Origin of the sequence: Pseudomonas sp. R1-1 (assembly GCF_051132135.1) — a bacterium.
Taxonomy (GTDB): domain Bacteria; phylum Pseudomonadota; class Gammaproteobacteria; order Pseudomonadales; family Pseudomonadaceae; genus Aquipseudomonas.
In genome coordinates this window covers 663851-689898 of sequence record NZ_CP071663.1, presented here as the reverse complement: position 1 = coordinate 689898, position 26048 = coordinate 663851, and the positions used below count along the sequence as shown (strand labels likewise).

General features: G+C 60.2%; 21 protein-coding genes. 11 read left to right on the top strand and 10 right to left on the bottom strand.

Features of this window, described 5'->3' with window-relative positions:
* Positions 1 to 43: 43 nt before the first annotated feature.
* The 7 genes from J3P75_RS03140 to J3P75_RS03110 all read right to left on the bottom strand — a co-directional run bounded on the left by J3P75_RS03140 (position 44) and on the right by J3P75_RS03110 (position 9435).
* On the bottom strand, positions 44 to 1192 hold the full coding sequence (locus J3P75_RS03140; protein ID WP_434709315.1) for an iron-containing alcohol dehydrogenase: 1149 nt from the start codon (positions 1190 to 1192) through the stop codon (positions 44 to 46).
* A gap of 289 nt (positions 1193 to 1481) precedes the next feature.
* Positions 1482 to 2300 carry an ABC transporter permease gene (locus tag J3P75_RS03135; protein WP_434709314.1) on the bottom strand — a complete coding sequence of 273 codons (819 nt, stop codon included), beginning with the start codon at positions 2298 to 2300 and terminating at the stop codon, positions 1482 to 1484.
* A 12-nt stretch (positions 2301 to 2312) separates the two neighbouring features.
* Entirely contained in the window at positions 2313 to 3560 is a 1248-nt protein-coding gene (locus tag J3P75_RS03130; RefSeq protein ID WP_203419715.1) for an ABC transporter permease, read from the bottom strand.
* 197 nt (positions 3561 to 3757) lie between these two features.
* Complete coding sequence (locus tag J3P75_RS03125) at positions 3758 to 4801, bottom strand: ABC transporter substrate-binding protein (RefSeq protein ID WP_090286825.1); 1044 nt, start codon at positions 4799 to 4801, stop codon at positions 3758 to 3760.
* Between the two features lie 48 nt (positions 4802 to 4849).
* Complete coding sequence (locus J3P75_RS03120) at positions 4850 to 5974, bottom strand: ABC transporter ATP-binding protein (RefSeq protein WP_208939542.1); 1125 nt, start codon at positions 5972 to 5974, stop codon at positions 4850 to 4852.
* A gap of 349 nt (positions 5975 to 6323) precedes the next feature.
* Entirely contained in the window at positions 6324 to 6953 is a 630-nt protein-coding gene (locus J3P75_RS03115; protein WP_008085218.1) for a response regulator, read from the bottom strand.
* A gap of 85 nt (positions 6954 to 7038) precedes the next feature.
* Positions 7039 to 9435: a PAS domain-containing sensor histidine kinase gene (locus tag J3P75_RS03110; RefSeq protein ID WP_434709312.1), complete on the bottom strand. Its 2397-nt coding sequence runs from the start codon at positions 9433 to 9435 to the stop codon at positions 7039 to 7041.
* 73 nt (positions 9436 to 9508) lie between these two features.
* On the opposite strand from J3P75_RS03110, the gene J3P75_RS03105 reads away from it, so the two are divergent.
* Positions 9509 to 10498 carry an alpha/beta hydrolase family protein gene (locus J3P75_RS03105; RefSeq protein ID WP_434709311.1) on the top strand — a complete coding sequence of 330 codons (990 nt, stop codon included), beginning with the start codon at positions 9509 to 9511 and terminating at the stop codon, positions 10496 to 10498.
* A gap of 135 nt (positions 10499 to 10633) precedes the next feature.
* Here J3P75_RS03105 and J3P75_RS03100 read toward each other — a convergent pair whose 3' ends face one another.
* From J3P75_RS03100 to J3P75_RS03090, 3 genes are read right to left on the bottom strand one after another with little or no spacing between them, the layout of a single operon-like run.
* Complete coding sequence (locus J3P75_RS03100) at positions 10634 to 11401, bottom strand: TerB family tellurite resistance protein (protein WP_434595034.1); 768 nt, start codon at positions 11399 to 11401, stop codon at positions 10634 to 10636.
* Position 11402: 1 nt separating this feature from the next.
* Positions 11403 to 12074 (bottom strand): N-acetylmuramate alpha-1-phosphate uridylyltransferase MurU, encoded by a 672-nt coding sequence (murU, locus tag J3P75_RS03095; protein WP_434709310.1) that lies wholly within the window; start codon positions 12072 to 12074, stop codon positions 11403 to 11405.
* Positions 12071 to 13090: an aminoglycoside phosphotransferase family protein gene (locus J3P75_RS03090; RefSeq protein WP_434709309.1), complete on the bottom strand. Its 1020-nt coding sequence runs from the start codon at positions 13088 to 13090 to the stop codon at positions 12071 to 12073. The genes murU and J3P75_RS03090 overlap by 4 nt, the downstream gene beginning before the upstream one ends.
* 130 nt (positions 13091 to 13220) lie before the next feature.
* Here J3P75_RS03090 and J3P75_RS03085 point away from each other — a divergent pair, with 130 nt between their 5' ends.
* The 10 genes from J3P75_RS03085 to J3P75_RS03040 all read left to right on the top strand — a co-directional run bounded on the left by J3P75_RS03085 (position 13221) and on the right by J3P75_RS03040 (position 26026).
* Positions 13221 to 16022: an LPS-assembly protein LptD gene (locus J3P75_RS03085; RefSeq protein WP_434709308.1), complete on the top strand. Its 2802-nt coding sequence runs from the start codon at positions 13221 to 13223 to the stop codon at positions 16020 to 16022.
* Positions 15997 to 17319, top strand: a complete 1323-nt coding sequence (gene surA, locus J3P75_RS03080; protein WP_206414589.1) for a peptidylprolyl isomerase SurA — start codon at positions 15997 to 15999, stop codon at positions 17317 to 17319. The genes J3P75_RS03085 and surA overlap by 26 nt, the downstream gene beginning before the upstream one ends.
* Entirely contained in the window at positions 17316 to 18305 is a 990-nt protein-coding gene (gene pdxA, locus J3P75_RS03075) for a 4-hydroxythreonine-4-phosphate dehydrogenase PdxA (protein ID WP_434709307.1), read from the top strand. Before surA ends, pdxA begins: the two co-directional genes overlap by 4 nt.
* A complete protein-coding gene (gene rsmA, locus J3P75_RS03070) occupies positions 18302 to 19120 on the top strand; it encodes a 16S rRNA (adenine(1518)-N(6)/adenine(1519)-N(6))-dimethyltransferase RsmA (protein WP_434709306.1) in 819 nt (272 codons plus the stop codon). The genes pdxA and rsmA overlap by 4 nt, the downstream gene beginning before the upstream one ends.
* Before the next feature lie 113 nt (positions 19121 to 19233).
* Positions 19234 to 19614 carry a Co2+/Mg2+ efflux protein ApaG gene (apaG, locus tag J3P75_RS03065; RefSeq protein WP_434709305.1) on the top strand — a complete coding sequence of 127 codons (381 nt, stop codon included), beginning with the start codon at positions 19234 to 19236 and terminating at the stop codon, positions 19612 to 19614.
* Complete coding sequence (locus J3P75_RS03060) at positions 19614 to 20495, top strand: symmetrical bis(5'-nucleosyl)-tetraphosphatase (RefSeq protein ID WP_434709304.1); 882 nt, start codon at positions 19614 to 19616, stop codon at positions 20493 to 20495. The genes apaG and J3P75_RS03060 overlap by 1 nt, the downstream gene beginning before the upstream one ends.
* 34 nt (positions 20496 to 20529) lie before the next feature.
* Positions 20530 to 20859, top strand: a complete 330-nt coding sequence (glpE, locus tag J3P75_RS03055; RefSeq protein ID WP_434709303.1) for a thiosulfate sulfurtransferase GlpE — start codon at positions 20530 to 20532, stop codon at positions 20857 to 20859.
* Positions 20860 to 21154: 295 nt separating this feature from the next.
* Positions 21155 to 23077, top strand: a complete 1923-nt coding sequence (locus J3P75_RS03050) for a PrkA family serine protein kinase (RefSeq protein WP_090286853.1) — start codon at positions 21155 to 21157, stop codon at positions 23075 to 23077.
* A 118-nt stretch (positions 23078 to 23195) separates the two neighbouring features.
* Positions 23196 to 24467, top strand: a complete 1272-nt coding sequence (locus J3P75_RS03045) for a YeaH/YhbH family protein (protein ID WP_090286856.1) — start codon at positions 23196 to 23198, stop codon at positions 24465 to 24467.
* The gene (locus J3P75_RS03040) at positions 24464 to 26026 is read left to right on the top strand and encodes a SpoVR family protein (RefSeq protein ID WP_434709302.1); all 1563 of its coding nucleotides are present in this window, start codon (positions 24464 to 24466) and stop codon (positions 26024 to 26026) included. Before J3P75_RS03045 ends, J3P75_RS03040 begins: the two co-directional genes overlap by 4 nt.
* Positions 26027 to 26048 lie beyond the last annotated feature (22 nt).

Genomic DNA, 26048 nt, shown 5'->3' with positions numbered 1-26048 from the left:
CCGCGATGATTGGGTTGTGCCATGCCGCCGGTTCGGCAGTGACTCAGTAGGCCGCGCGGTAGATCTTCTCGATGTCCGCGGCGCTGAGCTTGCGCGGGTTGTTGCGCATCAGCCGTTCGATGCCCGCGGCCTCCACGGCCATCGCCGGGATCGCCTCTTCCGGCACGCCGAAACTGCGCAATCCGGCCGGAATTTCCACCGCCGCGCACAAGTCGGTCATCGCCTGCACGGCTTTGTCCGCCGCTTCGGCCGCGCTCAGATGCGCAGTCTTGAGCCCCATGGCTTCGGCGATATCCTGCATCCGTTCGACGCAGGCCATCTTGTTCCAGGTCATCACATAAGGCAGCAGCAAGGCGTTGCTCACGCCATGGGCAATGTTGAAGCGCCCGCCCAGTGGATACGCCAGCGCATGCACCGCGCCGACCCCGGCATTGCCGAACGCCATGCCCGCCATGAGGCTGGCGGTGGCCATGTCTTCGCGGGCTTGCAGGTTGGCGCCGTTGGCGTAGGCCTTGGGCAAAGCGCTGGCGATCAGTTTGATTGCGCCGATAGCCAGAGAATCGGTGATCGGCGAGGCATTCACCGACAAATAGGATTCGATGGCATGCACCAACGCATCAACACCGCTGGCGGCGGTGACGCTGCGTGGACAGGTCAGGGTCATCTGCGGGCTGACCAGCGCCACGTCCGGTAATAGATAGTCGCTGACGATGCCTTTCTTCAGTTGCGCGACCTTGTCGGACAGAATCGCCACGTTAGTCACTTCGGACCCCGTGCCGGCGGTGGTCGGGATGGCGATCAGCGGCGGGCCTTTGCGCGGCACCTGGTCGACGCCGAACAGATCTTCCAGCGCGCCGTGGTAACCGGCATAGGCGGCAACACTCTTGGCGATGTCGATGGCACTGCCGCCACCGAGCCCGATCAAACCGTCATGCCCGCCGTCGCGGTAGGCGCGCATGCAGTCTTCGACAATGGCGATTTCCGGGTCGGGCAGAACGCGGTCGAAGATCTCGTAGTCACGCCCGCCAAGTTGCGCCAACGCCAGCTCGACGGTACCGGACTGGACCAGCGCGGCATCGGTCACGATCAGTGGATTATCGACATCGAGGCGGGCGAGTTCGGCGGCCAGTTGTTCGATGGCTGCGGCACCGGTGATCAGTTTGTGAGCGATTTTGAACTGGGACAGGTTCATTGGGCGCAGCCTCTTATGGATAGGGGAGCTGGGCACAAGAGTAGCTGGGGATTTGGGGTTGTCTGCTATTCCGTTGGTGAATGCTGGATAAGGTCAAGATCAAGAGCCCCTCACCCTAACCCTCTCCCGGAGGGAGAGGGGACTGACCGGGTTGTACGCTCGAAATACATCGACCTGAATTACCGAGTCGAACTCCGGCCGCGAAAACCACGAAGATCTGCTCCCTTCCCCCTCGCCCCCTTGGGGAGAGGGCTGGGGTGAGGGGTGGCTTTTGACCTTGATCTCAGACCTACGCAGTACGCAGTTTCTCGCTGCGCCCGCGTAGCCATTCCAGCGTCAGCAGCAAGATCACCGAGAAGGCAATCAGCAACGTCGCCGCCGCCGCAATCGTCGGACTCAGGTTCTCGCGAATCCCGCTGAACATCTGCCGCGGCAACGTTGCCTGCTCGGGCCCGGCGAGAAACAGCGTCACCACCACCTCGTCAAACGATGTCGCGAAGGCGAACAGCGCCCCGGAAATCACCCCCGGCGCAATCAGCGGCAAGGTCACCCGGCGGAATGCAGTCAGTGGCGAAGCACCGAGACTCGCCGCCGCTCGCACCAGATTGTGATTGAAACCCTGCAAGGTCGCCGACACCGTGATGATCACGAACGGCACACCGAGCACCGCGTGCACGACGATCAGCGAGAAGAAGCTGTTGCCCAGCCCCAGCGGTGCGAAAAACAGGTAACTCGCGACACCGATGATCACCACCGGCACCACCATCGGCGAAATCACCAAGGCCATCACCAGCGACTTGCCAGGGAAATCGCCGCGCGTCAGGCCGATCGCCGCCAGCGTACCGAAGATCATCGCCAGCACCGTCGCGGCCGGGGCGACGATGATGCTGTTCTTCAGTGCGCGCATCCATTCCGCCGAAGCGAAAAAGTCGTGGTACCACTGCAGTGAGAACCCTTGCAGCGGGTAGACCAGGAAACTGCCCGAGTTGAACGACAGCGGCACGATCACCAGCACCGGCAGGATCAGGAACAGCAGGATCAGGCCGCAGAGAATCCGCAGGCTGTAGAACCACACCCGTTCGATGGGCGACATGTAAGGACTGAGCATTTCGAATTCTCCTTAGCTCAAGCGCAGGCGACTGGCGCCGACCAGCCAGCTGTAGATCAGATAAAGCACCACGGTCGCCAGCAAGAGCAGCCCGCCGAGCGCGGTGGCCATGCCCCAGTTGATGCTGGTGTTGGTGTAGAACGCGACGAAGTAACTGACCATTTGATCGTTCGGGCTGCCGAGCAGCGCCGGGGTGATGTAGTAGCCGATGGCGAGAATGAACACCAACAGGCAGCCGGCGCCGACACCGGCGTAGGTCTGCGGGAAGTACACCCGCCAGAAACTGGCGAACGGGTGACAGCCGAGGGAAATCGCCGCCCGCATGTAAGTCGGCGAGATGCCTTTCATCACGCTATAGATCGGCAAAATCATGAACGGCAGCAGAATGTGCACCATCGAGATGTATACGCCGGTGCGGTTGAACACCAGTTCCAGCGGCTTGTCGATGATGCCCATGGCCAGCAGCGCACTGTTGATCAGGCCGCCCGATTGCAGGAGCACGATCCACGCCGCGACACGCACCAGAATCGAGGTCCAGAACGGCAGCAACACCAGAATCATCAGCAGGTTGCTTTGCCGCGAAGGCAGATTCGCCAGCAGGTAGGCCAATGGATAAGCGAGCAGCAGGCAGATCACCGTGATGACCAGCCCCATCCAGAAGGTGCGAGCAAAAATATCGAGGTAGATCGCCTGATCCGGGGTCGCCGGGGCCAGTTCGCCGAGGTCGTCGATACGGTGGTCGACTGCCGCCAGCAAATAATACGGGGTGATGCTGCTGGTGTTGCGTTTGACCGCTTGCCAGTAGGCCGGATCGCCCCAACGCTCATCGAGGCCTTCGAGGGCTTCTTTATACGAGGCCGGTTCGCTGGCGAATGGCAGCGCCCGGGCGGTTTTGGTCAGCAGGCTGCGATAGCCGGCCAACTCCATGTTCAAGCGCTTTGACAAGTCGCCCAGCGTCTGGTTTTTGCGCGCCTCGGCGAGGTCTTCGCTGGCGGCTTTGTACACCGGTTCGGCGGGCAGGCCGCGGCCGTCCCAGGCGGCGATGGCCGTTACGGTGCGCGGCATGCCGCCGACCACTTCAGGGTTGCCGACGCTTTTGTAGAGCAGCGCCACGATCGGCACCAGAAACACCAGCAACAGAAATAGCACCAGCGGCGCAATCAGCGCCTGGGCTTTCCAGCGGTTGACCCGCTCGGCGCGCTTGAGCTTCTGCTTCAAGGTGGGGCTGGCGCCCTCGTTCAGGGGAACGGCGATGGCCATGACGTACTCCGCAAATCTTTGATCGTTACAGAGGTGGCGAGCCACCTCGAACTTTTGCCAGTGATCGTTCCCACGCTCTGCGTGGGAATGAATCCAGTGACGCTCTGCGTCACACAGGGACGCGGAGCATCCCGGGCGGCATTCCCACGCAGAGCGTGGGAACGATCATCCGGAAAGCCATCGGTCCCTATGTGCGGTTATTTCGCCGCCCAGGAATTGAAGCGCTGTTCCAGTTGCTCGCCGTTGTCAGCCCAGAAGCTGACGTCGATCTGCACCTGGTTGGCGATGTTTTCCGGGGTGGTCGGCATGTCCTTCAGAACATCCTTGGCCAGCAGCGGTACGGCTTGAGTGTTGGCCGGGCCGTAGGCGATGTTTTCCGAGTAGGTCTTCTGCTGCTGCGGCTGCACCGAGTAGGCGATGAATTTCTTCGCCGCTTCGGCACGCTTGGCGTCCAGACCTTTCGGGATGGCCCACGCGTCGAAGTCGTAGATGCCGCCGTTCCACACCACTTTCAGGTTGGATTCTTTCTGCACGGCGGCGATGCGACCGTTGTAGGCCGAGCTCATCACCACGTCACCGGAGGCGAGGTACTGCGGCGGTTGCGCGCCGGCTTCCCACCACTGAATGCTCGGTTTCAGCTCATCAAGCTTTTTGAAGGCGCGGTCCTGACCGCCCTTGCTCGCCAGCTCTTTGTAGACGTCTTTCGGCGCCACGCCGTCGGCCATCAAGGCGAATTCGAGGGTGTACTTGGCGCCTTTGCGCAGGCCACGCTTGCCGGGGAATTTCTTCGTGTCCCAGAAATCCGCCCAGCTGGTGGGTGCGGTTTTCAGCTTGTCGGCGTTGTATGCCAGGACGGTTGACCAAACGAAGAAGCCCACGCCGCATGGCTGGATTGCGCCTTTGACGTAGTCTTCGGTCTTGCCGAACAGTGCCGGGTCGAGTTGTTCGAACATGTCTTCGTCGCAACCACGGGACAGCTCTGGCGACTCCACTTCAACCAGATCCCACGACACGCTCTTGGTGTCGACCATGGCTTTGACCTTGGCCATTTCACCGTTGTACTCACCGGCGACGATCTTGCCGTTGCCCGCTGCTTCCCACGGTGCATAGAAGGCTTTGACTTGCGCAGCCTTGTTCGCCCCGCCAAACGACACCACGGTCAAATCCGGGCCGGCGGCCATTGCGCCGGTCGCACCCATCAGGCCCAGGGTCAGGGCGGTGAACTTCAGGGATCTCAACATTTATTGTTCTCTCCACGTGCAGGGTTGGTGTTGGTATTGCCGGGGCGCTTAATGCGCCTCTGAAAGAGGATCGAGCGCGCGTACGTGCTCGACCTGCCAGCCAAGCGGAACCACGTCGCCGACGCTGAGCGCAGGATCGAGCTCGGCAATCGGTTGTTTCACGAAGAAGTCGGTCTTGCCGCAGACTTCCAGGCGCACCCGGACGTGGTCGCCCAGATAGATGAATTCCGCCACCCTCCCTGAGAAGCGGTTGACGCATTGATCACTCGAACCGTTGAGGCTGACCCGCTCCGGACGGATCGACAGGGTCACCGGCTCGCCGGTCTGGCCGACATTGACCGCCAGCGCCTCGACCTTCTCGCCACGACCCAGCTCAACCACACAACGCTCGCCGCTCTGGCTGAGCAGACGACCGTTGAGGCGGTTGTTCTCGCCGATGAAGTTGGCGACGAAGGTATTTTTCGGCTCTTCATAAAGCGTACGCGGTGGGGCGATCTGCTGGATTTCACCTTGATGAAACACGGCGACACGGTCAGACATGGTCAGCGCTTCGCCCTGATCGTGGGTCACGTAGACCACGGTCACGCCGAGGCGCTGGTGCAGGTGTTTGATTTCCATCTGCATGTGTTCGCGCAACTGCTTGTCGAGGGCGCCCAACGGTTCGTCCATCAGCACCAGTTGCGGTTCGAACACCAAGGCGCGGGCCAATGCCACACGCTGTTGCTGACCACCGGACAACTGCGCCGGATAGCGTGAAGCGAACGCGTCGAGCTGGACCATGCTGAGGACTTTCTTCACCCGCTCACTGACGTCGCTTTTGTTCAAGCCACGCACGGTCAGCGGGAAGGCGAGGTTTTCCGCGACGGTCATGTGCGGGAACAGCGCATAGTTCTGGAACACCATGCCGATGTCGCGCTTGTGCGGCGGCACGTTGTTGATCGAGCGCCCGGCCAAGAGGATTTCGCCGGCAGTCGGCGTTTCAAAACCGGCGAGCATCATCAGGCTGGTGGTCTTGCCGGAACCGGACGGCCCGAGCAGGGTGAGGAATTCGCCTTTGCGAATGTCCAGGTTGAGGTCTTTGACGATCAGGTTCTCGCCGTCGTAGCTCTTCTGCACACCACGAAAGCTGACCAGCACATCACTGGCCCCTGCGTTTGAATCGACCTGGCTCATACCCGCACCTTTGTTGTTGATGACTGCTTGTGAGTCAAGCCTAGTGGCTGCTGACAGCCACGCAAATCGGGGCGCAGGAGAGAATGGCTTAAGCCGGATGGAAGGTTCGGGGTAGGGATTGCCCTACAAGGATGGCGCGTTTTGGCAAACGCAGCGGCAAGCGGCTGGCTGCGAGCTGCAAGAACGGGCGAAAGCGTTTGTCGCTAACGGATATGCCCGGAATCGCGAGTTGAACAAAGAATCCTGTGGGAGCTGGCTTGCCAGCGATAGCGGTGGGTCAGCCGACATTGATGTGACTGACATTGCCTCATCGCTGGCAAGCCAGCTCCCACAGGAATTTGTGGTGGATTCAGAGAAGCTTGTGCTCCATCGCATACTTCACCAGTTCGGCCAGCGAGGTGATGTTGAGCTTTTGCATCAGGCGCGCCTTGTGCGTGCTGATGGTCTTGCTGCTGAGCGCCAGTTGCTGGGCGATGTCGTTGACGTTGGCGCCCTGGGCCAAGCGTTCGAACACCGAGAACTCACGCTCGGACAGCAGCGAATGCAGCGGCCGTGCATCGGTCAGGCCGACCTCGAACACCATGCGGTCGGCCAGATCGGGGTCGATGTAACGCCCGCCCGCGGCAACCTTGCGAATGGCCGTCAGCAACAGCGCCGGATCACTGTCCTTGGTCGCATACCCGGCCGCGCCGACTTTCAATGCACGGGCGGCCATCTGCGCTTCGTCGTGCATCGACAACACCAGAATCGCCGGCGGATTGTTCAACGCGCGAATACGCGGAATCGCCTCAAGACCATTGACCCCGGGCATGGAGATATCCAGCAGCACCACTTCGCACGGCACATGGCGCAGGGTTTCCAGCAATTGCTCACCATTGCTCGCCTCGCCGACCACTTGCAGGTCCTTGGCCAGGCCAATCAACTGCTTGATGCCCTCACGGACGATGGTGTGGTCTTCGGCTACCAGTACACGGATCACATCGATTCTCCAGATTTCAGGTACACACCAATCCCTGTGGGAGCGAGCCCGCTCGCGATAGCGTCAGCCCAGACACTGCCAATCTTCAAACCTCACCCACCGGCACGCGCACCACCAGACTGGTGCCCTCCCCCGGCTCACTCTCCAGCAGCAAACGCCCACCCATGATCAGCACCCGCTCGCGCATGCCGACCAGACCAAACGAAGTCGGCCGACCGGTAGCGGCGATAAATCCTGCGCCATCATCGCTGACCGTCAGACACAATTCATCGCCCTCCAGCGCCAGCGTCAGTTCCACCGTGTGCGCCTGGGCATGGCGCATGACGTTGGTCAGGGCCTCCTGCAAAATCCGGAACAGCCCCACCGCTTTGGCATCGCTGAGCGCCGGCAGATTGTCCGGCACCTGCACCAGACAGGGAATCTGCGTACGCGCCTCGAACCGCCGCGCCTGCCATTCGATCGCCGAAGCAATCCCGGCATCGAGAATCGGTGGCCGCAGCGCCGTTGCGACATCCCGCACCAACTGAAACAACTGGGCGATCAGGCGCTTCATGCTGTTGAGTCGCTCATGCAGACCGGGATCGAGTTGCGCATACGCCAATTCGCACATCGAGGTTTCCAGTTTCAGCACCGTGAGCATCTGCCCCAGCTCATCATGGACTTCGCGGGCGATCCGCGCCTTCTCTTCTTCGCGCACGCTTTCAAGGTGCGCGGACAATTCACGCAGCTGTTCGCGCGAGGCGGCCAGTTCCAGCTCGATGCGCTTGCTCTCGCTGATGTCCCAGACGATGCCGTCCCAGACATACGCGCCGTCCTCCAGTTGCCGAGTGATTGCCTTGATCTCGGCCCAGCGCTGCTCGCCCTGACGCGTGAGGATGCGTCCCTGCCACGACCAGTCGCTGTCACTGTCGAGGGCCTGATCCTGGGTGCGGTGATAGCTGGCCTTGTCATCCGGGTGGACCAGACCGCGCAGGCCCATGTCGCGATGGGCGATGGCGGCCGGGGCGTACCCGACCAGACTTTCACTGCCTTCGCTGATGTAGGCGAAATCGATCTGCCCGGTGACCGGCGCCCGCTCCAGACGGAACACCAGCCCCGGCACGTTGGCAGCGATGCCCTGCAGGCGCGCTTCGCTTTCCTGCAACGCCGCCAGGGCGCGACGCCGTTCAGTCACGTCGGTGAGGTAGACCACCAAATATTCACTGTCGCGAAAACGCAGAAAACTCAGCGAAACGTCCGCCGGCAGTACACTGCCGTCGGCGCGCACGCAACTGGTTTCGAAACTCAGCGGCCCCTCTTCACTGGTCCGCGCGCGCTTCCACAGGTTGAGCCAGCGATCCATGTGCAGGCCCGGCTCAACGTCGATCAGCGGGCGTTCGATCAGGCCACCGGCGGGATAGCCGAGCATGCTTTCTGCCGCACGGTTGGCGTAGCGCACATGGCTGTCCCAGTTGACCCAGAGGATGCCGACGGTGCTTTGATCGATGGAAAACTGCGTCAGGCGCAGCGCCTCCTCACTCGCGGTACGCAGGGCGATGTCTTCACGCGCGGCAAGCAGGCGCTGTTCCAGGCTGTGCTGTTGGCGCCGCTGCCAGAACACAATCGCGGCACAACTGAGCAGCATTACCGCAAACAACAGGCTGAGGTTCTGCCAGAACCCCGGCGATTCCGACAATCGTGGATATTTCGGCTGCAGCCACTGGTTGTGCAGCTGCTCCAGGTCCTTGGCCGGGATCGCGCGCAAAGCACTCTGGACGATACCGGCGAGTTCCGGCCAGTCGCGGCGCGACGCCACACGTAGCAGTTGCGGCAGGCCAATGTCGCCAACGACCACCAGCTCGGCAAACTCCGGTTCGACCGACAGTCGCCCCAACTGGGCTTCATCGACGACGGCGTAAGCGGCTTGCTGGCTCAACAGCAACTGCAATGCCTGACGTTCGAGCGGCACGCCTTGCAGGTTCAGGTGCGGATAGTTGCTGCGCAGATAATCGGCCGTGGTGCTCGGCATGCGCACCGCGACGCGGGTCTGGCTGTCGATTTTTTCCAGATCGACCACGCCGGCGCCTTTCTGGTCACTGACCACCAGTTGCGGTACGCGCATATAAGGGTCGGAAAATTGCCACAGGCGCAGCGCGCTCGGGGTCTGGCTGAGACCCGGGGCGATATCGATTTCGCCGTCGCGCAAGGCGTTTTCCAACTGACCGAGGTCCTGAAAGTTGCGCCAGCTCAATTCGATATTCAGCGCTTTGGCCAACAGCTTCATCAGCTCGACATTGGCCCCCGACAGTCGCTGCAAACGCCGATCGTACGTTGCGTACGGCGCCTGCAAGACCAGTCCGACGCGCAGCTCATTGTGCTGCGCCAGCCATTGCTGCTGGCCCGCCGACAATTGCGCAAGGTGCGGCGGTGGCGCAGGCGCGGCCCAGCCCATCAAGGGAAACCACAAACAGCCGATAACCCACAGGCAGCAAAATCGCTTCATTGACGTCTCATACACTGACAAATTCTGACCAACCCATTAGGCTGCCGGGATACTTTCTGGCCTGGAATAACCGATGCCCTTTGTTTATCGCCTGGCAATGCCAGCATTGTGCCTGTCGCTGATCCTGCCTTGTGCGTTTTCCGTCGAAGCCGCCGATCCGGCGCCTGCCGCCACGGCAGAAAAACCGGCCGAAGAGAAACCGGTCGAACGCCAGCCCTTGCTTGAGCGTAGTCAGGAAGAAGCCGCTGCACTGGAACGTCTTCTGCCGGCGCAAGAGCAACAACAACTGCAGGCCGGCAGCGAAACTTTCCTGGCACTGTGGAAACCAGCCAACACGGCCGAGCCCAAAGGCGCGGTGATCATCATTCCAGGCGCCGGCGAAACCGCAGACTGGCCGCAGGCAATCGGCCCGTTGCGGCGCAAACTGCCGGACGCGCAGTGGAGCAGCCTGAGTATCACCCTGCCCGACCTGCAAAGCGATGCCATCGCACCGCGGGTCATCGAGCCCGCCGCAGCGCCGAAAGCGCCTGAGTCCGGCAGCAAGGATTCAACCACAGCACAGCCGATCGAACAGGCCGCCGGTGGCGAAGCCGAAGTCGCCGATCAGGTCGTCGCCGAAACCACCCAGGAACAATCCCGGGCTGACGCCGAACGGATCTTCGCGCGCATCGACGCGGCGATTGCCTACGCCGAACAGCAGAGCGCGCGCAGCATCGTCGTGCTCGGCCACGGCACCGGCGCCTACTGGGCGGCGCGCTATCTGAGCGAGAAACAAACGGCGCAGGTCGAAAAGTTCGTCATGGTCGATGCACAGGCGCCGGCCAAGGCCAAGCCGCCACTGGCCGAGCTGACGCCGACGCTGAAGCTGCCGACGGCGGATATTTTCTACATGGACAAGCCGCTGGATCGCAACGCGGCGCTGGAGCGCATGCAGGCGAGCAAACGCCTGAAGACGTCGGCGTTCAGCCAGGTCGCGCTCAAGGCATTGCCGGACAAAAAGGCTGAGGGAGAACAACTGTTGCGCCGGGTGCGTGGCTGGTTGAATCCGCAGAACACGGACTGACCAGTAGACCGAGTAGCGCCCATCGCGAGCAGGCTCACTCCTACAGTTGATCGAGTGCCTTCAGTTGGAATGCAATCACCTGTGGGAGCGAGCCTGCTCGCGAAGGGGCCAGTTCAGACAACACACATTCAACGATTAGCGAAAATCTCGCCGCTCGCGAATCAACGTATAGGCATTGTGCAGTTCGCGAGTACGCTCGGTCGCCTCGCGCACCTGCGCCGCTGACGCCCCGCTGCCGGCGATCTTGTCCGGATGATGGCGACTGAGCAGGCGCCGATAAGCGCGCTTGATCTGCGCCGGTTCGCTGCTCGCCGAGACGCCGAGCAGCTTCATGGCTTCCTGATAACTCACCGCGGCACTAACGATCGGCCGCTTGCCCGGCTCGTAATCACTGGCCAGCGCCTGTATCTGCTGCGGCGTCCAGCCCAGCCACTTGCCCCACTGTGCCAGCAGCTCTCGCTCACTGACGCCAGCGCGACCGTCGGCCCAGACCATCCGCCAACAGGCGCGCAACACACCTTCGGCGGCATGCGGCTGCGCGCTCAGACGGCGCAGATAACCGCGCAGATTATCGTTGCCCGACTTGCCACGGTTGAACGCAGCAATGGCTCGACGCGTGGCCGGTTCGCTCATTTCCAGCGCGCGCATTTCATTGCGCGCCTGCTGGATATGCCCGTCCGTTACGCGACCGTCGCTTTTTGCCAGCCGCCCGAGCAGCACAAACAACAGTTCGTCGTTGCGCAACATCGGCCGGCCGCCAAGCTTTTCCCGCAAATGCCCCCAGCTCTGCAGATTCAGGCGCCGATCCAGCGCCTGCCCCAACAATGCCCCAAGCATGGCCCCCGGAATGCTGGCAATCGCAAAACCCGCTCCGGCTCCAATCAGAGTCCCTGGCCACAACATATCAGCGACTCGCTTTTATCAAGGTTTCAGCTTCGGCCAGACGCTCGTGCGTACCGACGTCCACCCAGTGCCCTTCCAAGCGCTCGCCGCTGACCTCGCCGGCCGCCATGGCTTTGCGCAACAGCGGCGCCAGCTTGAAGGCGCCGTCGTTGCAGCCGTCGAACAATTGCGGATGGAGCACGGCGATGCCGCTGTAAGTCAGCGTCGACGTATCCGGCTGGCCGTCCTGCACCTTGCCGTCGACGAGGGAGAAATCGCCATTGGGGTGATGCGCCGGATTATCTGCCAGCACCAGATGCGCCAGTCCGCTGATCGGTTGATGCAGGACGCTGAAATCGTAATCGGTCCAGATATCGCCGTTGACCACCAGAAACGCATCGTCACCAAGCAGCGGCAGCGCACGGAAAATCCCGCCGCCGGTTTCCAGCGGCTCGCCTTCCGGCGAGTACTGGATGCTCAGGCCGAACTGCGAGCCATCGCCCAAATGGTCTTCGATCTGCTGTCCGAGCCAGGCGTGGTTGATCACGATCTCGTTGAAGCCAGCCGCGGCGAGGGCGCGCAGGTGATATTCGATCAACGGCACGCCGCCGGCACGCACCAGCGGTTTAGGGGTGGTCAGGGTCAGCGGGCGCATGCGCTCGCCTCTGCCTGCCGCCAGAATCATTGCCTTCATGCCGTCGCTCCAGCACGCAAGCTGCTGAACAGCGCTTGCAGTTCCGCCAGTTCAGGACGACGGGCAATCACCTCTTCTATATAAGAGAAGAAGCGCGGCACGTCCGCCAGATAGCGTGGCTTGCCGTCGCGGTGGCAGATGCGCGCGAAAATACCGATGACTTTCAGATGACGCTGCACGCCCATCAGGTCGCTGGCGCGCAGGAAATCGTCAAAATCGGCCTGCACCGGAATATTCAGCGCCAGCGCTTGCTGCCAATATTTTTCCAGCCAGCCGAGTACACGCTCTTCAGGCCAGCTGAGGAACGCGTCCTTGAACAGGCAAGTGACGTCGTAGGTCACCGGGCCGTAGACCGCATCCTGGAAATCCAGCACGCCAGGGTTGGGTTCGCTGAGCATCAGGTTGCGCGGCATGTAGTCGCGGTGCACCAGCACCTTCGGCTGGGCCAGGGCGCTGTCGATCAGCAGATCGCTGATGTGCTGCCATTGCCGTTGTTGAGCCGCATCGAACTCAACACCCAGTTCGCGCTTCACATACCACTCAGGGAACAATTCCAGCTCACGGCGCAGCAACGCCACGTCGTAGCTGGGCAGCGGCGCAACCATCGGCAATTGCTGAAAGGCCAGCAAGGCCTGCAGCGCATCGTCGAACAAAGCGTCGGCATTTTCGCCATTGATCACGTCGAGATAGGTCTGATTGCCCAGGTCATTGAGCAAAAGAAAGCCGCGTTCGAGGTCTTCGGCATAAATTTTCGGCACGTTGATTGCGGATTTCGCCAGCAAAAAGGCGATATCCACGAACGGTTTGCAGTTTTCCTGAGGCGGCGGCGCGTCCATCACGACAAAGCTGCGACCCTCACCTTCCCAGCGGAAGTAACGGCGAAAACTCGCGTCGCTGCTGGCCGCGGTCAACGTGGCCGGGGGCACGGTGCCCCAGCCTTGTTGTGCAAACAGATTCGCCAACTGCTCATCGAGCCAAACTTTCAGGTGTTGCAAGCGTACATCTTGGTCAGGCATTGCAAGGGTCTCCGACGGCGCTAGCCGTCAAGCGGGTCATGCTTTATTATCCAGCATCTTTTTCAGACCATCGAGAGGCGTGCGGCCCACACCGCGGGCAGATGGCACGCAGGAAGCCCGGACTAATAAGATGGCATTGAAATCCCCCGCGTTTCGTAAAAAATTTCCGTTGTTGGTAACCGGCAGTCTGCTGGCTATGCAACCTCTGGCCAGTCAATTCGTTGTTGCCGCCGAGCAGTATGACTGCTCCGTCTCGGCTACGGGTGGTTGGGACTGTGCGCCCAAATCACCGGCCGCTGCGTTGCCGCCGCGCCCGGTGCATGACGGCAGTGCCGTCAGCGCCACCGGCGATGCGCCAAGCGAGAACGGTTCGACGGCCGACACCGGCCCGAAAACCGCACTCGTCACCGAAGCCAAGGGCCGCGGTCTGAAATCCCGTAGCGAAGACTACAGTCACCTCGACTGGGTTCCGCGCGAGAAGCTCACCGCCGCCCAACTGGCCGAGACCGGGCCTTACTGCTCCGGTGCCTACATCGAGCCGACTCGTCCTGGCATGAACGACAAGACGAACAAAAGCGACGCTCCGACCTTTATCGGCGCGAAAGCCTCGCGCTATAACACCGATGATCAAGTCGGTACGCTGGCCGGTGACGTGGTCCTGCGTCAGGGCAGCATGCAGGTCGAGTCCGACGAGGCCAGCCTGTACCAGGCCGAAAGCCGTGCCGAACTCAATGGCGACGTACGCATTCGCGACAACGGCGCGCTGATCGTTGGCGATCACGCCGATGTGCAGCTCGACACCGGCGAAGCCAAGGTCGACAACGCCGAATACGTGATGCACAAATCGCGCATCCGCGGTAACGCGCTGTATGCCAAGCGTGCCGAAAACGCGATCATTCGTCTGAAGGACGGCACGTACACCACGTGCGAACCGAACAGCAACGCGTGGCAGCTCAAGGGCAACAACATCACCCTGAACCCGGCCACCGGTTTCGGTACCGCGACCAACGTGACGTTGCGCGTCAAAGACATTCCGATCCTGTACACGCCCTACATCTACTTCCCGATCGATGACCGTCGTCAGTCGGGCTTCCTGCCGCCGACCATTGGCAGCGGCAGCGATACCGGCTTCATGCTGGTCACGCCGTACTACTTCAACCTGGCGCCGAACTATGACGCCACGTTGTACCCACGTTACATGAGCAAGCGCGGCATGCTGGTGGAAGGCGAATTCCGCTATCTGACCAAGTCGAGTGAAGGTCAGTTTGGTGCGGCGTATCTGAATGACGAAGATGACGATCGCAAGCGCCAGTCCGACTACAGCGAGACACGCTACATGTACAACTGGCAGCACAAGGGCGGTCTTGACTCCCGCGTGCTCACCGAAGTTGATTACACCAAGATCAGCGATCCGTACTACTTCCAGGATCTGCAGACCGATCAGATTGGTGTTAAAAGCAGCGACTTCGTGAACCAGCAAGGCGCTGTGACTTACCGTGGCGACAGCTACACCGCCCGCCTGAATGCTCAGCAGTATCAGCTGGCGACTGTTTCGAACATCACGCCTTACGGTCGTTTGCCGCAAATCACCTTCAACGGTCAACTGCCCTACCACCCGGAAGGCTTGAACTTCGATTACGAAACCGAGCTGGTTCGTTTCGATCGTGATCTGCGCAGCGGCACGTTTGTTCAGGAAGATGGCATCACCACCGAGCCGCGTCTGGACAACAATATTCAGGGTCTGGCCCGCGCCAATGGCGACCGCTTGAATCTGAAGCCAGGCGTCAGCTTGCCGATGAACTGGACGTATGGCTTCCTCAAGCCATCGCTGAAGTATCAGTACACTCAGTACCAGCTTGATCTGGACAACACAGGCAAATCGCAGATCGATGCGATGACCGCCGAGCAGAAGAAGCTCAACGGCGAATTCGACAGCAACCAGAACCGCGGCGTACCAATCGCCAGCATCGATGGTGGCCTGTACTTCGACCGCAACACTTCGTACTTCGGCAAGAACTACCGCCAGACCCTGGAACCACGCCTGTTCTACCTCTACGTCCCTGAAGTGGACCAGGAAGACATTCCGGTTTTCGACACCAGTGAATACACCTTCAACTATGCCTCGCTGTTCCGCGACAACCGCTTCTCCGGTGCTGACCGCGTTGGCGACGAGAACAAGCTGTCGCTGGGTGTAACCAGCCGCTGGATCGAAGACGATGGCTTCGAACGACAGCGCATCAGTGTCGGTCAAGCCTTGTACTTCAAGGACCGCGAGGTTCAATTGCCCGGTATCGCATTCAAGGATCGCGATGACGCAAGATCCAACGTCTCGCCTTACGCGCTTGAATACGAGTACCGCTGGAACCGCGACTGGCGCACCACGGCCGACTACAACTGGGATCCGGACAGCCACAGTCCGCGTTCCGGCAGTGCGATGTTCCATTATCAGCCTGAAGACAACCCGAACAAGGTCGTCAACCTTGGCTACCGCTATCGCAACGACCAGGTGCGCTTCGACCAGAACACCGGTAAATGGTCGGTGGGCGGCGGTGATTACGGCACGCCGGGCACCCCTGGCTACGTGAAGGATTACTACAAGATCCAGCAGCATGACTTCTCGGTCATCTGGCCGATCGTTCCGCAGTGGAGCGCGATCAGCCGCTGGCAGTACGACTACAACCGCAACCGCACGCTGGAAGCCTTCGGCGGTTTCGAGTACGACAACTGCTGCTGGAAACTGCGCCTGATCAACCGTTACTGGGTTTCCTACGACGAGTTCAGCCAGGAAGCTCCGCAAAACGAAAAAGGCGACCATGGCGTCTTCCTCCAAATTGTTCTGAAGGGACTCGGCGGCCTCACCGGCGCCAAGGTAGAGAGCTTCCTCGACAAAGGCATTCAAGGTTATCGTGAACGTGAAGACCAAGCTTTCTGATTGTCTGCGCCCGCTGATGCTGGGCGCGCTGTTCCTGGGTACGGCGGCCAACGCCGCCGTACAGTCCATCGACAAAGTGGTAGCGATCGTCGACAACGACGTGGTCATGCAGAGCCAACTGGACCAGCGCGTCCACGAAGTGCAGCAGACTATCGCCAAGCGTGGCGGCGGCTTGCCGCCTCCGGGCGTGCTGGATCAGCAGGTGCTCGAGCGTCTGATCGTCGAAAACCTGCAACTGCAGATCGGTGAACGCTCCGGCATCCGCATCACCGACGAAGAGCTGAATCAGGCCGTCGGCACTATCGCCCAGCGCAACAACATGAGCATTGATCAATTCCGTGCTGCTCTGGCGCGCGATGGCCTGTCTTATGACGATGCCCGCGACCAGATCAAACGCGAGATGATCATCAGCCGTGTGCGTCAGCGTCGCGTGGCAGAACGCATTCAGGTCTCCGAGCAGGAAGTGAAGAATTTCCTCGCCTCCGACCTGGGCAAGATGCAACTGTCCGAAGAACTGCACTTGGCCAACATCCTGATTCCGACCCCGGAAAGCGCCAACTCCGAAGCGATTCAGAGCGCCGCGCGTCAGGCCATGGAGGTTTACCAGCAGCTCAAGCAAGGCGCCGACTTCGGTCAGATGGCCGTGGCCAAATCCGGCAGCGACAACGCACTGGAAGGCGGCGACATGGGCTGGCGTAAAGCCGCGCAATTGCCACCGCCGTTCGATCGCGAGCTGAGCAGCATGGCCGTTGGCGACATCACTCAACCTGCACGCACGCCGGGCGGCTTCATCATCCTGAAACTGCTGGGCAAACGTGGCGGCGAAGCGCAGATGCGCGACGAAGTGCATGTTCGTCACATTCTGGTCAAACCGAGCCCGATTCGCGACGAAGCCAAGACCAAGGCGCTGGTGCAATCGTTGTATGACCGCATCACTGCCGGTGAAGATTTCGCTGAGCTGGCGAAAAACTACTCCGAAGACCCGGGTTCGGCGCTCAATGGCGGTGACCTGAACTGGATCGATCCGAACGCACTGGTACCGGAATTCCGCGAAGTGATGGCCACTACCCCACAAGGTCAGCTGTCCAAGCCGTTCCAGACCCAATACGGCTGGCATGTTCTGGAAGTCCTTGGCCGTCGCGCCACCGACAGCACCGAACAGGCCCGTGAGCAGCAAGCCCTGACCGTCCTGCGTAACCGCAAATACGACGAAGAGCTGCAAACCTGGCTGCGTCAGATCCGTGACGAAGCGTACGTCGAAATCAAACTTCCTGGTGCAGACCAGGCAGCGCAGTGAAACCCCAGCGTTTCGCGCTGACACCCGGCGAGCCAGCCGGCATCGGTCCCGACCTGTGCCTGCTGCTCGCTTCGCAAGCCCAGCCACATCCTCTGGTCGCCATCACCAGCCGCGGCCTGCTCCTCGAGCGGGCCGCGCAGCTGGGGTTGGCTGTCGATCTGCTGGACGTCGGGCCTGATCACTGGCCGGACGCTCCGGCGCCCGCCAACAGCCTTTATGTCTGGGATACGCCGCTGAGCTCCCCAGTGGTGGCCGGGCAACTGGACAAGGCCAACGCGGCGTTCGTCCTCGACACCCTGACCCGCGCCGGCAACGGCTGCCTGAACGGCGACTTCGCCGGGATGATCACCGCGCCCGTGCACAAGGGCGTGATCAACGAGTCAGGCATAGCGTTTTCCGGACACACCGAATTCCTCGCAGACCTGACTCACACCGCGCAAGTGGTGATGATGCTCGCCACCCGAGGTCTGCGCGTGGCGCTGGTCACCACTCACCTGCCCTTGCGCGAGATTGCCGACGCGATCACACCGGAGCGGCTGGAGCGGGTTACGCGCATCCTGCATGCCGACCTGCAAAACAAATTCGGCATCGCCCAGCCACGGATTCTGGTGTGCGGACTCAACCCGCACGCCGGCGAAGGTGGTCATCTGGGCCGTGAAGAAATCGACATCATCGAACCGACATTGGAACGCCTGCGCGGCGAGGGCATGGACCTCCGTGGCCCGCTGCCTGCCGACACTCTGTTTACCCCCAAATATCTGGAGCACTGCGACGCAGTGCTGGCGATGTACCACGACCAGGGCCTGCCCGTGTTGAAGTACAAAGGCTTTGGCGCAGCCGTCAACGTGACGCTGGGCCTGCCGATCATCCGCACATCGGTCGATCACGGCACCGCGCTTGATCTGGCCGGCAGCGGCAAGATCGACACCGGCAGCCTGCAAGTCGCCCTGGAAACCGCCTACCAGATGGCCGAGACCCGTTTATGAACGAGCAATACCAACACAAGGCGCGCAAACGCTTTGGCCAGAACTTCCTCCACGATGCCGGCGTTATCGACCGCATCCTGCGTTCCATCCATGCCAAGGCTGACGACCGTCTGCTGGAAATCGGCCCGGGCCAGGGCGCATTGACCGCCGGCCTGCTGTCTTCCGGCGCCCAGCTCGACGTGGTGGAACTGGACAAGGACCTGATTCCGATTCTCAACCAGCAGTTTGCCGGCAAGAATAATTTCAACCTGCACCAGGGCGATGCACTGAAGTTCGACTTCAACACGCTCAACGCCGCGCCGAACAGCCTGCGCGTGGTCGGCAATCTGCCGTACAACATCTCGACACCGCTGATTTTTCACCTGCTGAACAATGCTGGCATCATTCGCGACATGCACTTCATGCTGCAAAAAGAAGTGGTCGAGCGTCTGGCTGCGGGTCCTGGCGGTGGTGACTGGGGGCGTCTGTCGATCATGGTTCAGTACCACTGCCGCGTCGAACACCTGTTCAACGTCGGCCCGGGCGCGTTCAATCCGCCGCCGAAAGTCGATTCGGCGATCGTTCGTCTGGTGCCGCATGCGGTACTGCCGCACCCGGCCAAGGATCATCGCCTGCTCGAACGCGTGGTGCGCGAAGCGTTCAACCAGCGCCGCAAGACCTTGCGCAACACGCTCAAGCAACTGCTCAGCAATGCCGAAATCGAAGCCGCCGGCGTCGATGGCAGCCTGCGTCCCGAGCAACTGGATCTGGCCGCGTTCGTGCGCCTGGCAGACCAGCTCGCCGTACAAGTCCCGGCCACCCCTGCCGCCGACTGACCGGCGATGAACGCTATCGGGCAGCACACCACTCTGGTTTACTGCCCGATACTTGCCTAGACTGATTCCCCATCAGCTACGCCCCGCGTTCCGCTTCGTTAAGGCCTTTTTGCATGTCCGATTCCCGTTATAAGGTTGATGTCAGCGTCGTCACCCGCTATCTGGCAGAACAATCGCAACCCGAAGATGACCGTTTCGCTTTCGCCTACACCATCACCGTGCAGAACAATGGTCAGATGCCGGCCAAGCTTCTGTCCCGGCATTGGGTGATTACTGACGGTGACGGCCATGTCGAAGAAGTCCGTGGTGAAGGCGTTGTCGGCCTGCAGCCACTGATCGCCGCTGGCGAGAGCCACAAATATACGAGCGGTACGGTGATGACCACCAAGGTCGGCACCATGCAGGGCTCTTATGAAATGGTCGCCGACGACGGCAAGCATTTCGACGCGATCATCAAACCGTTCCGCCTTGCCGTGCCCGGAGCCCTGCACTGATGACGACGTATGCCGTCGGCGACCTGCAAGGCTGCCTCGAACCGCTCAAATGCCTGCTCAAGCAAGTCGCGTTCGATCCGCAGCTCGATCGACTCTGGCTGGTGGGTGATCTGGTCAACCGCGGCCCGCAATCGCTGGAAACCCTGCGTTTTCTGTACGGCATGCGCGAGTCGCTGGTTTGCGTACTGGGCAATCACGATCTGCATCTGCTTGCCGCCGCAAAAAACATCGAACGCCTGAAAAAATCCGACACCCTGCGCGAGATCATCGAAGCGCCGGACTGCGCCGAATTGCTCGAATGGGTACGCCAGCAAAAACTCATGCACTACGACGAGCAACGTGATGTCGCCATGGTTCATGCCGGCATCCCGCCGCAATGGTCACTACGCCGCGCCTTGAAGTGCGCCGCCGAGGTCGAGACGGCGTTGCGCGATGACAATATGTTGCCGGCCTTTCTCGATGGCATGTACGGCAACGATCCGGCGAAGTGGGACAGCGATCTCAAAGGCGTCGAGCGTTTGCGCGTGATCACCAACTATTTCACACGCATGCGTTTTTGCACCGCCGAAGGCAAACTCGACCTCAAAAGCAAGGAAGGCCTCGACGCTGCTCCGCCCGGCTATAAACCGTGGTTCCAGCACAAGGAGCGCAAGACCCGCGGCCTGCGCATCATCTTCGGCCATTGGGCGGCGCTGGAAGGCAACATCCACGAGCCGGGTATCTCTGCACTGGACACCGGTTGTGTCTGGGGCGGCAGCCTGACCCTGATGAACGTCGACAGCGGTGAACGCCTGTCGTGCAAATGCGACGAACATGGCGGACTTGCACCTTCAGTCGCGCCATCCATACCCGAAATTTCGCCAGTCAACGCGCCGCGTTAGACTGCGCTATCAGTTGAGCAACAGGAACACAGCCATGACCGAATTCAAACGAATCCCCCCGGAGCAGGCCCAGGCCTTGCGTGAACAAGGCGCAGTTGTAGTTGACGTGCGCGATCCGGCAACCTTTTCCGCACTGCACATCAGCGGTTCGAAGCATCTGGACAATCATTCGCTGCACGCCTTCATCCAGGCCGCCGACCTCGATGCACCGACCGTTGTGGTCTGCTACCACGGCAATTCCAGCCAGGGCGCTGCGGCCTACCTGATCAGCCAAGGCTTTTCCGACGTCTACAGCATGGACGGTGGCTTTGAGCTGTGGCGTACGACCTATCCTTCGGAAACTGCGCAAGGCAGCGACGAATAATTTTTTTGTCACGCGCAGCCCCCGGCTTCCGCGGGCCTGCGCGAGGCAGACGAACGGTCTGCCACAACTAATTACGTATCTCGCCTTTACCTCTCGAATTCCCAACTATCCTTAAGCGCAGGCCATCCAAAACAGGGGAGAGCCGGTACACCGGCGCACGGGTCATCGGGAGTAGCTTCCGTGGTTGTCCACTGCGGGAGAGTTCTGGGGGGTAAACAACGGCTGCCACTGTGGCTGTTGCCAGCATCGACTGAGTGATCCGGCGTCGGCTCCACGTATCGAGCGAGGTGACGTCATGAGTATCTTTAGCCACTTCCAACAACGCTTCGAATCCACACGCCAGGAAGAATTCTCTCTGCAGGAATACCTGGAACTGTGCAAAAAGGATCGCAGCGCCTACGTATCCGCCGCCGAGCGTCTGCTGCTGGCGATTGGCGAACCGGAACTGCTCGACACTTCGACCAATTCGAGGCTGTCGCGCATCTTCTCCAACAAGGTGATCCGCCGCTATCCGGCCTTTGAAGACTTCCACGGGATGGAAGAATGCATCGACCAGATCGTCTCGTATTTCCGCCACGCCGCTCAGGGCCTGGAAGAGAAGAAACAGATCCTTTATCTGCTCGGCCCCGTCGGCGGCGGTAAATCGTCCCTGGCCGAGAAGCTGAAACAGCTGATTGAAAAAGTGCCCTTCTACGCAATCAAGGGCTCACCGGTATTCGAATCGCCACTGGGTCTGTTCAACGCCACCGAAGATGGCGCGATTCTCGAAGAAGACTTCGGTATCCCGCGGCGCTATCTCAATACCATCATGTCGCCGTGGGCAACCAAACGCCTGGCCGAATTCGGCGGCGATATCAGCCAGTTCCGCGTGGTCAAACTGTACCCGTCGATCCTCAATCAGATCGCCGTGGCCAAGACCGAACCGGGTGACGAGAACAACCAGGACATTTCCGCACTGGTCGGCAAGGTCGATATCCGCAAACTCGAGGAGTACCCACAGAACGACGCCGACGCCTACAGCTATTCCGGTGCGCTGTGCCGGGCCAACCAGGGCCTGATGGAGTTCGTCGAAATGTTCAAGGCACCGATCAAGGTGCTGCACCCACTCCTGACAGCGACTCAGGAAGGCAACTACAACAGTACCGAAGGCCTCGGCGCGATTCCGTTCACCGGGATCCTGCTCGCTCACTCCAACGAATCGGAGTGGCACACCTTCCGCAACAACAAGAACAACGAAGCGTTCATCGACCGGATCTACATCGTCAAAGTACCGTACTGCCTGCGTGTCAGCGACGAAGTGAAGATCTACGACAAACTGCTGTTCAACAGTTCACTGGCAAAGGCGCATTGCGCACCGGACACCTTGAAGATGCTGGCGCAGTTCACCGTACTGTCGCGCCTCAAGGAGCCGGAAAACTCCAATATCTATTCGAAAATGCGCGTCTACGACGGCGAAAACCTCAAGGACACCGATCCGAAAGCCAAGTCGATTCAGGAGTACCGCGACTCGGCGGGTGTCGATGAGGGCATGAACGGTCTGTCGACCCGCTTCGCCTTCAAGATCCTGTCCAAGGTGTTCAACTTCGACCCGCATGAAATCGCCGCCAACCCGGTACACCTGCTCTATGTGCTGGAACAGCAGATCGAACAGGAACAGTTCCAGGCCGAGACCCGCGAACGCTACCTGCGCTATCTGAAGGAATACCTCGCGCCGCGCTATATCGAGTTTATCGGCAAGGAAATCCAGACTGCTTACCTCGAGTCTTACAGCGAGTACGGTCAGAACATCTTCGACCGCTACGTGCTCTATGCGGACTTCTGGATTCAGGATCAGGAGTACCGCGACCCGGAAACCGGCGAAATCCTCAACCGCGTCGCGCTCAACGAAGAACTCGAGAAAATCGAAAAACCGGCCGGCATCAGCAATCCGAAGGATTTCCGCAACGAGATCGTCAACTTCGTCCTGCGCGCCCGGGCCAACAACAACGGCAAGAACCCGACCTGGCTCAGCTACGAAAAACTGCGGGTGGTCATCGAAAAGAAAATGTTCTCCAACACCGAAGACCTTCTGCCCGTCATCAGCTTCAACGCCAAGGCCAGCAAAGAGGACCAGCAAAAACACAACGACTTCGTTACACGCATGGTTGAACGTGGCTACACCGATAAACAGGTACGACTGCTGTCCGAATGGTACCTGCGGGTCCGCAAGTCGCAGTGAGGCAGCTGCAAGCTACAGGCCACAAGCTGCAAGACAAAGCGCGTAAGCCCTGAATCCTGGGTCATTCGCTTCTACTTGCAGCTTGCAGCTCAAAACTTGAAGCTCCCCGGAGGGGCCTATGAGCTATGTGATCGACCGACGCCTCAATGGCAAGAACAAGAGCACGGTGAACCGTCAGCGTTTTCTGCGACGTTACCGTGACCACATCAAGAAGGCCGTCGAAGAGGCGGTCAGCCGGCGCTCCATCACTGATATGGAACACGGCGAACAGATCAGCATTCCCGGTCGCGACATCGACGAACCGGTGCTTCACCACGGCCGCGGCGGCAAACAGACCGTGGTTCATCCCGGTAACAAGGAATTCACCGCCGGCGAACACATCGCCCGTCCGCCGGGCGGCGGTGGCGGACGCGGTCCGGGCAAGGCCGGCAACTCCGGCGAGGGCATGGACGAGTTCGTCTTCCAGATTACCCAGGAGGAATTTCTCGAGTTCATGTTCGAAGACCTCGAACTGCCGAACCTGGTCAAGCGCAACCTGAGCGGCACCGATACCTTCAAAACCGTGCGCGCCGGGATCAGCAACGAAGGCAACCCGTCACGCATCAATATCATCCGCACCCTGCGTTCGGCACACGCACGGCGTATCGCCCTGTCCGGCAGCAGCCGGGCGAAGCTACGCGAGGTCAAAGCAGAGCTGGAACGGCTGAGACGCGAAGAACCAGACAACTTCGGCGATATACAGGAACTGGAGGCGGAAATCGAAAAACTCAGCGCGCGCATCCATCGCGTACCGTTTCTCGATACCTTCGACTTGAAATACAACCTGCTGATCAAACAGCCAAACCCCAGCTCGAAAGCCGTGATGTTCTGCCTGATGGACGTTTCCGGTTCGATGACCCAAGCGACCAAGGACATCGCCAAGCGCTTCTTCATCCTCTTGTACCTGTTCCTCAAGCGCAATTACGACAAGATCGACGTGGTGTTCATCCGCCATCACACCAGCGCCCGTGAAGTCGACGAAGAGGAGTTCTTCTATTCGCGGGAAACCGGCGGCACCATCGTTTCCAGCGCCTTGAAACTGATGCAGGAAATCATGGCCGAGCGTTACCCGAGTAACGAGTGGAATATCTATGCCGCTCAGGCCTCCGACGGCGACAACTGGAATGATGACTCGCCGATCTGCCGTGACATTCTGATCAACCAGATCATGCCGTTTGTGCAGTACTACACTTACGTGGAGATCACCCCGCGCGAACATCAGGCCTTGTGGTACGAATACGAACGCATCGCCGAAGCCTTTTCTGACACGTTTGCCCAGCAGCAACTGGTCTCGGCCGGAGATATCTATCCGGTCTTCCGTGAACTCTTCCAGCGCAGGTTAGTGACATGACCGCCAAAGAGCAGAAGCGCCAACCCATTTCCACCGGCTCGGAATGGACATTCGAGCTGATCCAGACCTACGACCGCGAGATCGCTCGGATTGCGGCCCGCTATGCGCTGGACACCTATCCCAACCAGATCGAAGTGATTACCGCCGAACAAATGATGGACGCCTATGCTTCGGTGGGCATGCCGCTGGGTTACCACCACTGGTCCTACGGCAAGCACTTCCTCAGCACCGAGAAGTCCTACAGCCGCGGGCAAATGGGCCTGGCCTACGAGATTGTGATCAACTCCGATCCGTGCATTGCCTACCTGATGGAAGAGAACACCATCTGCATGCAGGCGCTGGTAGTGGCGCACGCTTGCTATGGCCACAACAGTTTCTTCAAGGGCAACTACCTGTTCCGCACCTGGACCGATGCCAGTTCGATCATTGACTATCTGGTGTTTGCCAAGCAGTACATCATGCAATGCGAGGAGCGCCACGGCATCGATGCGGTGGAAGACCTCCTCGATTCCTGCCATGCATTGATGAATTATGGGGTTGACCGCTACAAGCGTCCCTATCCGATTTCTGCCGAAGAAGAGCGGCGCCGGCAGAAGGATCGCGAAGAGCACATGCAGAAGCAGATCAACGATCTGTGGCGCACCATTCCCAAAGGCGCGGACAAGTACAGCGACAAGGACAACGCACGCTTCCCGGCCGAGCCGCAGGAAAACATCCTCTACTTCATCGAGAAGCACGCGCCGCTGCTGGAGCCTTGGCAGCGCGAGATCGTGCGCATTGTGCGCAAGATCGCCCAGTATTTTTATCCACAGCGTCAGACCCAAGTGATGAACGAAGGCTGGGCCACGTTCTGGCATTACACGTTGATGAACGACCTGTACGACGAAGGGCTGGTCACCGACGGTTTCATGATGGAATTCCTCACCTCGCACACCAGCGTGGTGTTCCAGCCGGGTTTCGACAGCCCCTATTACAGCGGCATCAACCCTTATGCGCTGGGCTTTGCCATGTATCGCGACATTCGGCGCATATGTGAAGAGCCCACCGAGGAGGATCGCCGCTGGTTTCCGGAAATCGCCGGGACCGATTGGCTGTCGACTATCAAGTTCGCCATGAGCAGCTTCAAGGATGAGAGTTTCATCTTGCAGTACCTGTCGCCGAAGGTGATTCGCGACCTGAAACTGTTCAGCATTCTCGACGATGACCAGAAAGACGATCTGCTGGTGCCAGCCATTCACGACGAAAGCGGCTATCGGATCATCCGTGAAACTCTGGCTGCGCAGTACAACCTCGGCAATCGTGAGCCGAACGTGCAGATCTACAGCATTGATCGACGTGGCGACCGTTCGCTGACCCTGCGCCATCAGCAGCATGACCGCAAACCGCTGGGCGACTCCACTGACGAGGTGCTCAAGCACCTGCATCGACTCTGGGGTTTCGACATTCACCTGGAAACCCTGCAGGGCGACCAGATCATGAAAACCCATCACGTTCCGCCACGTAGCGAACACAGTGAAGGGGATTACGGTCGACTTGATCTGGCAGTGATTCATCTTTGAGCCGGTTAGGCCTCCGAAAGTC